11 protein-coding genes are annotated in these 14,740 nt (G+C 30.6%); 8 read left to right on the top strand and 3 right to left on the bottom strand.

Annotation, left to right across the window (positions count from 1 at the left end; all coding sequences use genetic code 11):
• Positions 1 to 157 precede the first annotated feature (157 nt).
• From KV700_RS12980 to KV700_RS12945, 8 genes are all read left to right on the top strand, one after another.
• Complete coding sequence (locus KV700_RS12980; RefSeq protein WP_218598132.1) at positions 158 to 742, top strand: hypothetical protein; 585 nt, start codon at positions 158 to 160, stop codon at positions 740 to 742.
• A 282-nt stretch (positions 743 to 1,024) separates the two neighbouring features.
• The gene (locus KV700_RS12975; protein WP_218598131.1) at positions 1,025 to 1,633 is read left to right on the top strand and encodes an RNA polymerase sigma-70 factor; all 609 of its coding nucleotides are present in this window, start codon (positions 1,025 to 1,027) and stop codon (positions 1,631 to 1,633) included.
• Between the two features lie 206 nt (positions 1,634 to 1,839).
• Complete coding sequence (locus KV700_RS12970; protein WP_218598130.1) at positions 1,840 to 2,946, top strand: FecR family protein; 1,107 nt, start codon at positions 1,840 to 1,842, stop codon at positions 2,944 to 2,946.
• A gap of 1 nt (position 2,947) precedes the next feature.
• Positions 2,948 to 6,304 (top strand): SusC/RagA family TonB-linked outer membrane protein, encoded by a 3,357-nt coding sequence (locus KV700_RS12965; protein ID WP_218598129.1) that lies wholly within the window; start codon positions 2,948 to 2,950, stop codon positions 6,302 to 6,304.
• A gap of 4 nt (positions 6,305 to 6,308) precedes the next feature.
• Positions 6,309 to 7,778, top strand: a complete 1,470-nt coding sequence (locus tag KV700_RS12960; RefSeq protein ID WP_218598128.1) for a RagB/SusD family nutrient uptake outer membrane protein — start codon at positions 6,309 to 6,311, stop codon at positions 7,776 to 7,778.
• On the top strand, positions 7,765 to 9,243 hold the full coding sequence (locus tag KV700_RS12955) for a hypothetical protein (RefSeq protein ID WP_218598127.1): 1,479 nt from the start codon (positions 7,765 to 7,767) through the stop codon (positions 9,241 to 9,243). The genes KV700_RS12960 and KV700_RS12955 overlap by 14 nt, the downstream gene beginning before the upstream one ends.
• A gap of 8 nt (positions 9,244 to 9,251) precedes the next feature.
• Entirely contained in the window at positions 9,252 to 10,397 is a 1,146-nt protein-coding gene (locus KV700_RS12950) for a cytochrome-c peroxidase (protein ID WP_218598126.1), read from the top strand.
• A 28-nt stretch (positions 10,398 to 10,425) separates the two neighbouring features.
• Complete coding sequence (locus KV700_RS12945; RefSeq protein ID WP_218598125.1) at positions 10,426 to 11,874, top strand: T9SS type A sorting domain-containing protein; 1,449 nt, start codon at positions 10,426 to 10,428, stop codon at positions 11,872 to 11,874.
• Positions 11,875 to 11,965: 91 nt separating this feature from the next.
• Here KV700_RS12945 and KV700_RS12940 read toward each other — a convergent pair whose 3' ends face one another.
• From KV700_RS12940 to KV700_RS12930, 3 genes are read right to left on the bottom strand one after another with little or no spacing between them, the layout of a single operon-like run.
• On the bottom strand, positions 11,966 to 12,742 hold the full coding sequence (locus KV700_RS12940; RefSeq protein WP_218598124.1) for an enoyl-CoA hydratase/isomerase family protein: 777 nt from the start codon (positions 12,740 to 12,742) through the stop codon (positions 11,966 to 11,968).
• A gap of 49 nt (positions 12,743 to 12,791) precedes the next feature.
• Complete coding sequence (locus KV700_RS12935) at positions 12,792 to 14,201, bottom strand: PAS domain-containing sensor histidine kinase (RefSeq protein ID WP_166383924.1); 1,410 nt, start codon at positions 14,199 to 14,201, stop codon at positions 12,792 to 12,794.
• Between the two features lie 50 nt (positions 14,202 to 14,251).
• The gene (locus KV700_RS12930; protein ID WP_166383277.1) at positions 14,252 to 14,716 is read right to left on the bottom strand and encodes a hypothetical protein; all 465 of its coding nucleotides are present in this window, start codon (positions 14,714 to 14,716) and stop codon (positions 14,252 to 14,254) included.
• Positions 14,717 to 14,740: the final 24 nt, after the last annotated feature.

Here is a 14,740-nt window from a genome sequence, read left to right as displayed (position 1 = left end):
AGATATAATTACCTTAAATGTATTCTATTTTACCTACCATAACAGACAATACAAGTTAACTTAATAATATACCACACAAAGTTACCAATTATGATGTTTTTAGAACTTAACTACCATTGTACCTTTGTAGTGTTACTAACCATTAAATAATAAAGAAATGAAAACAATAATGAAAACAATTTTAGTAGTAACATTAATGTTTGGAACATTAATTAGTTACGCAAATAACAACACAGAACCTGCTAACACAGTAGCTGTAAAAAGAGTTAAAGTTGAATACAAAGCCGTAAAAAAGGGAAATGCTTTAACAATTAAAAATGAATATGGAACAACTATATATAAACAAGTATTACAAAGTTCTGGAAACTATACTAAAACTTTCGATTTAACGAATTTAGAAGATGGTATATACACAACTGAACTAGAAAAAGACTTCGAAATTTTAGTTAAAAAACTAGAAGTTAAAGATGGTTTTGTTACTTTCTATAAGAATGAAAATGAAGTAATATTTAAGCCAGTAATTAGAACAGAAGGAAATTTGGTTATGATTTCTAAAATAGCGTTTAATAATAAACCCCTAGAAGTTACTTTATATTACAACAATAGTATTATTCTTTCTGAAAAAGTAGCTGGAGAAGAACTTTTAAACAGAATTTACAGATTATCTAATGAAGTAAAAGGAACTTACAAGGTTATTATACATACAGATAACAGATCTTATAGAAAAAACTTCGTAATTTAAAAAATAGTAAATTTAATCATCAATCTACTGCCATACTTTGATGGTAAAAGCGAGTCTAATATAGACTCGCTTTTTTAGTTTATCATTAATTTTAGAAACAAATTACAACTACTAGAATTACCTTTATAAAATAACGTGTTAAATATAACAGCAGTACTAAAAAAAAATATTCATTATAAAAATTCATCCATTTGAAAAGGATTAACCATTATTTTTTTAAAAATTGTACTTTTACTTTTTTATCACCTATTTCAACGAAATTGGTTAATCTAGGTATTCTACATGAAAGATTATAGTAAAATTGAAATACGGCATTTTAAAAACCTCCAATTAGGTAACGAGAAAGCCTTTGAATTTTTTTTTAATAAATATTACAGTCATGTTCTGGGGTTTTGCATCCAATTTATTTATGATAAACCTCAATCTTCAAGTATAACTCAAGAGGCTTTTCTAAACTTATGGCTTAATAGAAGTAAGATTGAAAAAATAAGCGGAGTAGAATCTTTTTTATACACTTACGCAAAATCTAAATGTCTTAATGCTATTAGGCATAACAAAGTAAAAGAACGTTTTAAAAGTAAAACTTTAAACGATAAAGAACGAGCTTTAGATCTTGATGTATTAAATGCCATTAATTTTGACTCTTTAACTTTAATGGAATTAGAAAATCTTATTTCTAAATCTATTGAAGATTTACCAGAAAAAACAAGAATTATTTTCGTAAAAAAACGATTCGAAAGCAAAAAAAACCAAGAGATTGCAGATGAATTAAATATTACTTTAAAAACTGTTGAAGCTCATATGACCAAAGCTTTAAAAATTTTAAGAGTAAAACTATCCGATTACCTTCCACTTATATTGGTTGCCATAACCCTCTCTAAACACCAGTAACAATAAGCACTATTCATTTTTAAATCTTTTAAAATAATTAGTATTTAATAGCGCTTATCACAAAAAACTCAATACTTTTGTTTTTTATTCTTAATTAGTCTAAATAATAATAAAATAATTTTATAGGGTTATCTAAAAATGAGGTGTACTAATTTATGTGCAACAAAAAGAACAAAACTCAAGTATTAAACCAAAACTATCTTAAAATGATTTCGAATTTAATAACGAAATACTTAAACAATCAAGCAACGGAGAAAGAAGTTGAATTGGTTTTTGAATGGATAGCAGCATCAGATGCTAACAAAAAAGAATTTATCGCCTTAAAAAAAACATGGGTACTTACTTCTATAGAATCAGAAACAAAGGAAAAAGATTGGCAATCAATTCAAAATAAAATAAAAAGCAGAAAATCATTCAACTATACAACATGGCTTAAATATGCTGCTGTAATAATCATTTTTATCACTCTTGGAAAAATTTCTTGGTCCTCCATAAACAACAAACCAAAACAAGAAAATAGTATTGTACTAGAAGTAGAAAACATAAAAAAAGCCATTAACCTGAACACTAATAAGCAGAATATTTTAGATGTTGCTGGTAAAGTTATCGCAGAACACAACAACAATGAAATTGTCTATAAAAATGAAACCACAACAAAAACAGTTATATACCACACTTTAAACATCCCTTTAGGAAAAACTTTTAAGGTAAAACTTTCAGACGGAACAACAGTTCACTTAAATTCTGGTACTACATTTAAATATCCTAAACAGTTTCATAAAAAGGGTAACAGACTCGTTTATTTAGAAGGTGAAGCATTTTTTGAAGTTGAAAAAGATGCAACTCGACCTTTTATAGTAAATATAGCCGATGTTGATGTAAAAGTATTAGGGACAAAATTTAATGTGAACGCGTATTCTAATAATGCAACTTATAGCTGTGTTTTAGTAGAAGGTGCTGTTACCGTATCTCATACAAATAACAACTCTTTATTAACACCTAACCAAAAAGCTAGTTGGACCAAAACAGACAAACCATTTAAACTAGAAGAGGTAAATACAGATTTATATACTTCATGGACTAAAGGCGAACTTATTTTAGACTCTGCACATTTTAGTGAAATAACTAAAAAACTAGAACGTGCTTTCAATGTTAAAATAATAAACAACAATGAGGTATTAGAATTGCAAGAATTTAGCGGAACAATCAATTTTAAAACTTCTAGTTTAGAAAACATTTTAGATCTACTAAAGTTTGATACCTATTTTGAATACACCATTAAAGACAACCAAATAATAATTAGTAGCAATTAATATGAAGCCTCTTTTTTCTCCACATATCAAAACACTAATTCTTTCCTTAGGAATTCTATTGTTTTCTCAAGGTGCCTTTGCACAAACAAAAACCATTTCTATTAACATTAAAGAACAACCGCTAAGTACTGTTTTAAAAATAATAGAAGGTCAAACTTCATATCGAGTTATTTATAATGTAGCTAAAATAGATACCAATCAAAAGATTAGTTTATTTGTAACAGACAATACCTTAGAAGACGTTTTATCAAAATTACTAAAAAACACAAAGCTTACTTATGTAATTAAAAATAAGCAAATTATACTTCTAGAAAAGCAGCAAGTTAAAACGAATGCTGTTAAAACTCAAAAAAATACAAGGCTTATAAAAGGAACCGTTTTTACGGCTAATAACAAACTACCTCTTCCGGGAGCAACCATATTAATTAAAGGATCTAGAATTGGTGCTATAACTAATAACGATGGTCAATTTACGTATCTATTAAAAGAAAACGATATTAATAAAATTGTACTTGAAGTATCTTTTTTAGGAATGGAAACTAATACCAAAGTAGTAGGAAGTCAATCTCAATTCTCTTTTTATTTACAAGAATCTAGAAATTCTTTAGAAGAAATTATAATTACATCATCCTACGGAACAAAAAAACTAAGAGAAGAGGTTGTTGGTAGTATAGAAACATTAAATTCTAAAGACATTGCTTTAGAGCAAGCGTCGGAAAGTATTGATAAAATGGTGGAAGGGCAAATTGCAGGTGTCTTAATAGAAAACACTTCTGGTATTGGTGGACCCGTAAAAATTACCATTCGTGGTCAAGGAACTCTAACTCCTTTAAGTGGTGCTATTTTAGGGACCTCAACACAACCTTTAATTATTATAGATGGGGTTGTAATTGCAGAAGAAACAGGAATAGATAATGCGTTTTTCGATTCTAGTGGTGCTTATTCAGAAAACCTATCTAATCCATTATCGCAAATATCACCAGAAAATATTGAAAGTTTTACCGTTTTAAAAGATGCAGCTGCGGTTAGTATTTATGGAGCAGACGGAGCAAATGGTGTTATATTAATAACTACCAAAAAAGGAAAAAAAGGAAAAGCAAAGTATAGTTTTTCTTCACAATTAGGAGTTTCTTCTGCGGTGAATCAAATTAAATATTTAAACGGAGAACAGTATTCTAATCTTAGAAATGAATATTTAAAAAATACAACGTCAAATTATACACCCATAGCTTATAACGGTGTAGATACAGATTGGTTTGGTTTATTAAACGGAACTGGTATTTATAACAAATACAATTTTAATGTATCTGGTGCTACAGATACCTTTTCTTACAGAACGAGTTTAACGTATTTAAATATAGACGAGCCTCAGATAGGTAATAAAACAAAACAATTAAACGCCAATATAAACTTAGGTTATACAACCGATAAATTAAACATAAACTTAACTCTAAACCCTAGTTATGGACAAAAAAATGCTCCTAACATTTATTATAGTTATGCTTTTACGCCAAATTTATCTCCTTATAATGAAGATGGTTCTTTTGCAAACGTTGGGGTTACCGGATTAGGAAACCCATTGGCTGCTATTGAACAAAATAGAAATAATACAGACAGTTATGGAATATTTGGTAGCTTAAAAGCTGCTTATCAAGCAACCAATAACTTAAGTGTTTCTTCTTTATTCGGACTTTCATATAGCGATAAAAAACAAGATAGATACTTTTCTGGAGAAAACGAAAGTGGGCAAACTAATGGAACTTTTAACCTTAATGGAACAAGTTACCCAAGCTATGGTCGTCGTTTATTAAACGAAAGAAATACCACCAAATGGAACTGGCAAACGCAAGCTAGTTATACTAAACAACTAGATGAAAACAATACAATTGATGGAATTGTAGGTTTTGAATTATCTAAAGAAAAAACAGATTTTAATTATGCTTCTGGTAGAGGTTTTGTAAACCCAAATATTATTAATAACGTAACAGATGCTATGCAAGATGATAATCCTTTAACAACAATAGATGAAACTACAGGTAACCAAATTTACCAAGATGATATTAATTACAATTCTAAAGTTTCATTGTTTTCTCAAGTAAACTACAACTACAAAAAACGCTATTTTATTTTAGGTAATTTTAGACGCGACCAAAGTTCTGTTTTTGGAGACGATACTAATGTTGCTTATAATGGTAGTGCGGGTTTCAGTTGGATTTTATCAAACGAAAACTTCTTAAAAACTACGAATTGGATTGATTTACTAAAACTAAAAGTAAGTTATGGTACCACTGGTAATTCTAGAATTGGTTCTTATCGATCTAAAGGTTTATATACAATTAGTGAAAACGGTTATAATAATTTTGATGATGCCTCACCTTCTTCTGCCCCAAATGGCGATTTAAGTTGGGAAAAAAACACAAAATTTAATACCGGTTTAAATTTTAACTTCTTAAACAGTATAAGCATCACTTTAGAATATTACTACGATAATATTAGCGATATAATTACCAGTAGAGATATTCCTAGAGAAAGTGGATATCCTACCGTACAATTAAATGCAGCAAGCATGTATAATACAGGGCTAGAACTTTCTACACAAATTAAATGGTTTCAAAAAGGAGATTTTAAATGGAATACTTCTTTTAATCTATCTACCTTAAAAAGTGAAGTTACAGAACTAAAAGGATTAGGAAGTAAATATTCTACTTCAGAAAATGCATTGGCTCAAAAAGTAGGGTTTAGTACCTCTACAATTTGGGGAATTCATTGGGCTGGTATAGATCCTGCAACTGGTAGAGATTTACTAGAAAAAGATGGTGAAATTTATGACGCTGTAACTTACAACAACTTATTTTCTAATGCAGATTGGGTACCAATTGGCGATTACCAATCTGATGTTTATGGTGGTTTTAGTAATACCATTGTTTATAAAAACTTAAGCTTTTCTATCCGTGGAAGTTTTCAAATTGGTGGAGATTTTCTTGCTGAAGATGAACGCATCGCTAAATACAATATTACTAGCAACAGAAACCTTTCTGTAAATGCTTACGATTATTGGAGAAACCAAGGAGATGTTGCGCTACAACCCATAGTTACAAGTAACAACCTTACAATTTCTAACTTCGATAAATATATTTACGACGCAACCTCTCTAAAAATTAGTAACGTAAACTTAAATTATAATTTTCCTAAAAAGAGTTTCAATTTTATGGATGCCGTATCTGTATATGTCGACGTTTCAAACGTATTGTATTGGTATAAGGACAAAAGTATAAAGGATAGAAATGGCGTTAGAGAATTTAGATTTACCTACCCACAAGCAAGAACGATTTCAATGGGATTAAAAGCAAAATTTTAAAACGATGATACATACAAAACAAGTTATAAAATACATATTAATCTCGCTGTTTATCGCTTTCTATAATTGCAGTGGTTTTTTAGAACAAGAACCAGGGTCTCAAACATCTATTAACGAACAACTTTCTACTAAACCGGGAGTAGTTACGGCATTAAACGGCATCTATTCTAACTTAGAGTCTAATCTGCGTAGTGAGGTTTTAGCTGTATATTCAGATTTACAATCTGGAAACCTAACATTTACACCAACAGATACAGGTAATAATATAGGTCAAATTAAAGTTCCTTTTACCATAGAAAATGCCTATTCTTTTTCTGATATTTCTACCGAAAGTAATCTTGAAAATTTCTATAATAAGAGTTATGACATTATTAACCAAACAAATTTAATCTTAGAATATGTTGATGTACTTACAGATGCTACAGAAACAGAAAAAAATCAAATAAAAGCAGAAGCTTTAACCATTAGAGCGTACACACATTTTACGCTATCGCTCCTTTATTCACAAAACTATGGTTATACTTCTGGTGCTAGCCACAAAGGAATCGTTTATAACACGACAACTTTAACAAGCGGAATAACATATCCTTCTAGAGAAAACTCTGCAAATACCTATTCTTTAATTATTACAGATTTACAAACTGCCTTAACCTATTATTCAGATGCGCTACTTTTAGACGGACCAACGTATTCTTATTTTAATACCATTAGTACTAAGGCATTATTAGCGCGCGTTTATCTTTCTAAAAACGATTTTCAAAACGCCTACGATACTGCAAATGATGTAATCTTAAATTCTGGTACTTCCTTAATTTCTTCAGATAATTTAATATCTGAATGGGAAAAAACAGACACACCTGTTTCCGAAATATTACTTGAACTCTCTGTCCCTAGAGGTAGCGGTGGCTCTGTTGGTGGTTCGTTAGCCAGTCACTTTGGTTTTACTTCTTCTTCTAATTATTCAGATTATGTGGCTTCTGCAGATTTAATAGCTATTTACGAAGACTCAGACCTCCGTAAACAACTTTTCTTAGAAGAACAATTGCCAACATTAGTTGATGAAGATTTAGAAGATGCTTCTTATTTTTTCACTAAAAAATTTCAAGACAATCCTGGTTATGTAGTTTTTAGATTAAGTGAAATGTATTTAATAAGAGCAGAAGCTTCTTTAGGTTTAAATAATTTAGAAGATTGTAAAACAGACATCAACATTATAAGAAGTAGAGCAAATGCGAGTCTTTTAGAAAACACTACAGGTTTAAAAACAGCACTGTTATTAGAACGTAGAAAAGAAATGTGTTTTGAAGGGCAATACTTTTTCGATTTAGCAAGAAATCAGCAAGACATTGTTCGTGGTGCAGATTGTATTTCACAAACATGTAGTTTAAACTACCCTTCACTAAAATTCATTTTACCAATACCACAAAGTAATATAGAACTTAACGAAAACTTAGCTCAAAATGAATCATACTAAAATAATAATCGCATTAACTATTATAGTAGGCCTCATATTTGCTTGCTCTGAAACAGAAGATAATTCAGCACTTACTATTCCTAGTTTTGTCCGTTTTAACTTTTTAACAAATAGTAATAACGAACCTTTAGTTTACCCTGAAGTTAATAGCGGTGTAATACCAATAACAACATTTAAAAACTCAAGTATAAATACCTTAAAAATACCAGTTACACTTACTTCATATACTTTAAAAGAAACTGTAACGGTAGATTATAGCGTAAGTTCTAGTGAAGATAATAATGTATTTAACATTAAACCAACCAACCAAGTTTCTTTTCAAAATAATCAATTAACAGATACTATTTATGTTGATTTTAATGAACGTTGGACAACTGAACAAAACATCGTTTTAAATTTAAAGTCGGTTTCTGATGCATCAATAAACATTGGTAATATAAACTCTGAAGCACCAAATGACACTTTTACGATTAATTTAGGCACTATTGAAACGTCTTATACTTTTCCTGAAAATAGAATTGAAATTACAGGAGAAATGGGAGAAGAAATAGACTTTGATGTAAATTTTCCGAATGGATATTTTTCTTCTGAAATAGAAAACGAAAATATTTTCAATTTTTTAAAAGGATTCGATTACACCTTAACTCCTTTAAATTTAGGAGAAAATAAAACATCAATTACCTATCGTTTAACTTTAAATGAAGCCATTAATAATGATGATGTTCTTTACCAAACTATCATCACTTTAAATGATACTGAAAACTATAATGCAACAGGTAACAAAAATTTGCAAATTGTAAAACCAATTAAAACATCTCGTGATAATGCTATAAACATAGCTTCAAATTTTTATGATTTATCTAATAGTTTCCACAGAACCTACGTAGAACATTGGAACGATTTTAATGAAGATGGTATTTGTGCTTGGCAATCTACTTTTGCTTTTACGTACCCCGTTGTGGTAGATGCAACAAACCCTAATGCGGTACTTTATGATGATATGGGAACTGTAGATACCTCAGACGATATTTATCATCATGCGTTTCAAATAGGGTTCGATAGTCCAATTGCAACCACCACCACAAACTCTTTTAACCTAAAAAGATACTTTACAAATTCTGCTACAGATCGTGCCAGCTCACCAGGCTTTAATATAACACCCGCAATAGAGTTTTTTCCAGAAAACGGAACAAGCACTACAAACGGAACCATATTAGTTATCCCCCAATTTTTATCCATTTCCGGAAAAAATGGCAATAGTTATGCTTTTGCCATTTCCGGAGAAGGTACTTACCAAGAAATTAGTAATGGAATCTTTGAACTAAAATTTAAATTAAATATTACAAATGATGAAGTTTTTGGAGGTACAATTACATCAGAATATCGTTTATACAACACCAGTAATTATACAGACCCAGAAAACATAACTACTACAAACTGTGTAACAAAATCATATACTTTATAAAAATATTTATGAAAAATCAACTTCTTTTAATTTTCTCTATTTCTCTTCTTTTATTTTCTTGTACACAGAAAAAAGAAGCTAAATACAAAAACATTTCGTTTTTAAAAACAGTGTATTCTAGCGGAGATGTTTCTACATGGCCAAAACCTAATTTAGATAGCACGGTAAATAAAACAACCTTTAAAGACATTGGCGTTTTACCAAATGTTACGCACCCTAAAAGAAATCTATACAATGCAAAAAAAGCAAAATTAGGTAAGACACTTTTTTTTGACCCACGTCTTTCTTCTAGCGGACAAATAGCGTGTGCTTCTTGCCACAATCCAGAATTGGCTTGGACAGATAACTCTACTCGTTCTTTTGGACATGACAGACAAACCGGAGCAAGAAATTCTATGACTATTTTAAACTCGGGTTATGCGCACACTTTATTTTGGGACGGTCGCGCTTCTAGTTTAGAAGACCAGGCAAGGTTTCCTATTGGTGATCCTGTAGAAATGAATGAAAAACTACATATTGCAGTAGACAAAATAGCAGAGATTGAAGGTTATAAACCTTTATTTAAGGCTGCTTTTGGTAACGATACTATTTCTTTACAACGCATTCAATATGCCATTGCCACTTTTGAACGTACCGTAAAAAGTTACAAAACAAATTTCGATAAATTTATTGAAGGTGATTCTACTAAATTAACCAATCAAGAAGTTAATGGTTTGCATTTATTTAGAACAAAAGCAAGATGTATTAACTGTCATAACACTCCTTATTTTAGTGATAATCAATTCCATAATGACGGACAAACACTTTTTGGCACAAAAGACGAAGATTTTGGTCGCTATAATGTTACCAAGAATATGGCAGATATTGGTAAAATAAGAACACCAACTTTAAGAGAAGTTGCAAGAACAGGCCCATGGATGCATAACGGACATTTTCCAAGTCTTTTAGATGTGCTACAATTTTACAACCTTGGTAATCCATCTCCAATTCAAAAGAAATATTTAGGTATAGGAAGAGATTCTTTAATTCCGAATACCTCTCCTATTCTTCAAAAATTAAACTTAGATAAAAGCGAAGTTTTAGATCTATTAGCCTTTTTAGAAACATTGTCTTCAGGAAAAGGTAGAACTTTAATTCCTAATCTTCCTAATTAATATAAATCAATTTTAAACACCGTAAATTATGAGAAAAAAACTACTCTTATTCACCTCACTTATTAGTGCAATTGCCTTTAATGCACAAATTACACTTGTAAAAGAAATTAATAACAACGGAACTTCTAGTTCTAACCCTTCTAATCTTACTGTTTTAGATGGTAAAATTTTCTTTTCTGCAGACGACTCTAACGGATCTAACACACCTGGAGGTGCAGATTTAGGAAAAGAACTTTGGATAACAGATGGTAGTACAGAAGGTACAACATTTGTAAAAGACATAAAACCAGGTTCTGGTAGTGGAAATCCATTTAACTTTTTCACCTTTAACAATAAACTTTACTTTACAGCAAATGATGGAAGTACAGAACTTTGGACATCCAACGGAACAGAAACAGGAACCACAAAAGTAGATATTATGCCAACCATAACAGGTGAAGCTCCCCAACGTTTTGCCGAACTAAACGGAATGGCTTATTTTACTGTTGGAAGTCAACCAGGTTCAGGTGCAGAAACTACAAACAAGTTAATAGAATGGGACGGTGTTAATAACGCAGTACAAGTTGCAGATATAGGTGACGGATATGAATCTATTCTTACTAACATGGTTGTTTATAAAGATGCTCTTTACATGTACATGAATTATTCTACGCAAGACGCTACGTACGGTAACGAACTTTACAAATATACTCCTACTACAGATACTTTTACACTAGTTAAAGATGTAGATGCAGGTACTGGAGACGCTAGTATTAGTAACTTTACAATACTAAATGATATCTTATATTTTGAAGCAGATAATGCTCTTTGGCAAACAGATGGAACGGAAACGGGTACAATAGCTCTAGCACCTGCTGCTTCTTTATCTGGAATAGCGAATGTATATGCTTGGAATAGTAAGTTGTTTTTTGAAGGTGATGACGGTACAACGGGAGATCAACTTTATGTACTAGACCCAGCATTAAATACAGTAACTAACATTAGCAATATTTCTGGAGACAACAAAAACCATGACCCTTCTGATTATGCTGCTTATGATGGATATTTATACTACCGAGGAGAAGATGCAAATGATACAAGCGGACATTTATTTAGAACCAATGGTACCACTATTGAGCAAATAGATAACTTAATTAAAGATATTGATGAAATTACAGTATTAAACAATATTTTATATTTTGAAGGAGATGATGGAAAATCTGGTAACGAGCTTTATAGCCTTAACCCTGCAACTTTATCTACAGAAAATGTATCTGCAGAAATTATTAAAGTGTTTCCAAATCCGGCATCAGAATATATTATGGTACCACAAAGTCTTTTAAAATCTACATATATTATTTATGATATTTCAGGAAAAAGCGTAAGTGAAGGCGTAATTTCTTCAGAAAAAATTGACTTAAATTTAAACAGTGGTTTATACATATTACAAGTACAAACCAACTTAAATACCATCACTAAAAAAATAATGGTAAAATAAATCAATTTATAATTACATAAAAAACCTCATAGTCTTACGATTATGAGGTTTTTATTTGGCCAAAATTAGACCTACTTTTTTAGTATAATCCCTACTTAAAATTCGGTTTTCTTTTATTTAAAAAAGCATCAGTACCTTCCATAAAATCATCTGTACCAAAACATTCTCCAAATTCATCTACTTCTACATCAAAACCATTAACACCATCTTCAAAACCAGCATTTACAGCCCTAATAGCAGCGCTAATAGCTACAGAAGAATTTCGTATAATTTTACTTGCAATTTTTTCTGCCAATGGCAATAACTCTTCTTGTGTTGTAACATGATTTACCAAACCGTTTTCTTTTGCCTCATCCGCAGAAATCATACCTGCTGTCATAATCATTTCCATAGCCTTTCCCTTACCAACTAATTGCGGTAAACGTTGTGTACCACCATAACCTGGTATTACACCCAAAGAAACTTCTGGCAAGCCCATTTTTGCATTATCAGATGCTATTCTAAAATGACAAGACATTGCCAACTCTAAACCACCGCCTAAAGCAAAACCATTTACGGCTGCAATAACAGGTGTAGATAAATTTGCTACATAATCGAATAAAGTATCGTGCCCAATTTTAGATAAGCGAGTTCCTTCATTTACAGAAAAATCTGCAAATTCAGAGATATCTGCGCCTGCAACAAAAGCTTTCTCTCCGCTACCTGTTAAAATAATTGCTCTAATAGTAGTATCATCTTCTAATTCTTCAAAAGCTAGATTCAATTCAATAATAGTAGCCTTATTAAGAGCATTTAATTTTTTTGGTCTATTAATCGTTATTTGAGCCAAACTATCTTTTCTCTCAATTAAAATATTCTCGAATTTCATTTTTTATAAATTTAGTTGCCTATCCTTTACATTCAAGGCAATGATTATATTAACTTTTTGGCAATACAACAGTAAAAACAGTACCTAACCCTTCTTTAGATGTAAAAGAAATAGTTCCTTTATAGGCTTCAATAATATTTCTTATCATACCTAAACCTAACCCCATTCCACTAGATTTTGTAGTAAATTTAGGTTCAAAAATTAAATCTTTTAAGTCGTCAGGAATTCCTTTTCCATTGTCAGAAACGGTAAGCTTTATATTTAGGTCATCAGAAAAAACTTTTACTTCAATTAAAGGATTTTCCTCTAAATTTACCGCCTGAATTGCATTTTTCACTAAATTAGTAATCACTCTAATTAATTGAGTTTTATCTAAATTAGCATATAACTCTTCTTCTTGCGGATAATATTTAATGTAACTTTCTGTAAAAATATCTAAAGCAAACTTTACAACACTAATTAGCTCTACCCGTTCTTTCTTTTGAGTTGGCATTTTGGCAAAATCAGAAAAAGCAGACGCTATAGAACTCATTACATCTATTTGCTGAATTAAAGTTTGGCAAAATTCATTTAACTTCTCTTTTGCCATTTCATCTGTAGGATCAAATCTTCGCTCAAAACTTTGCACTGTTAAGCGCATTGGAGTCAATGGATTTTTTATTTCATGCGCTACTTGCTTTGCCATTTCTCGCCAAGCTTGTTCTCGCTCACTTTTGGCTAATTTAGCAGCACTTTCTCCTAACTCATCAATCATATGATTATAGGCTTCAACCAAAATCTCTATTTCTGAACTCGCTTTGTCTAAAATAATTTTTTCATTCCGTTTATTTAAACGGGTTTGCTGCATTTTATCTGAAATTGTTTTTATAGATCTTGTAATATAACTTGATAAGAAATATGCAATTGCAATTGCAATTAAAAACATCAATATATAAACCACACCTAATCGAAACATAAATTCTCTCAACTCGTGTTCTATCTCAGAGTTATCTTGCGTAAACTGTAACTCTATAATACCTATTCTTTTAAATTTTGGATCGTGAATAAAAGAAAATGAAGATTGAAAACCCGTTCCATTTTCAACACTGGTTTTTAATATTTTATGATTAGAATTTTGCGCCAACTCTTTTAAAACATCCAAAGGAAGCGGTTTTATATCTACCTTTTCAAAAGCGTTTGCCGTAGAAGACTTTAGTAAATTTCCTTTTAAGTCGTAAAACGAGATATTTAATTTATTAATAGATGATATTTCGAAAATACGTTCTTGAAATATTTTAGCTAAATTTCCAGTATTTACAGGATAGGTAGTTTTGTTTTTAAGCTCTAATTCTATAATTTCTTTAGTGGTGGCTTCTTTACGCTCAAAACGTTGAATATTGTAGTCTTTTGTTTGTTCGTCATACTGATAAATAGTAACAACCAAGATTAATACCGATGCCAGTAACATCAATAAAATCATTGATAAAAAGATACGTATTCTTAAGGATATTTTTTTAAAACTTACCAAATCTAATCTATTTTAATTCTCTTTGTTTTCATAGTTAACAAGTCATCTAAGGTTCCATCTTCGTCCCAATCATACTTACTTGTACCGATAAAACCTTCTGTAGTTCGTTCAATCAAGTAACTCACATTCTTGTCTTTACCTCCATAATTATAAGATACTTTTAAAGAATCTCCTACTACATCCCACTTACCAATAGCTTTAGATATCTGCTCTCCCTTTGTGTTTTTAAACCAAGCAGAAAAAGTACCGTCATTATTATATTGAGATCGTGCCACTAGTTCTGGGTTATTATCAAATTTATCTTCGTAAACGTGTAAAGAATCTGTATTATTAACGGTGTACATTTCTATTTTTAGATAAGTAGTCTCCCAACTATCTACCATAAAATCTTTTGTAGAAAGTGCTGGTTCACAACTCGCAAAAAGTATTCCGAATAGAAGTATAAAAAAATAAGATTTTGTTTTCATAATAAAAATGATATTACTTCAATT

Source organism: Polaribacter sp. NJDZ03 (assembly GCF_019263805.1).
Lineage (GTDB): Bacteria > Bacteroidota > Bacteroidia > Flavobacteriales > Flavobacteriaceae > Polaribacter.
The sequence above is the reverse complement of the archived record's forward strand: the minus strand, read 5'-3'. Positions and strand labels throughout refer to the sequence as shown.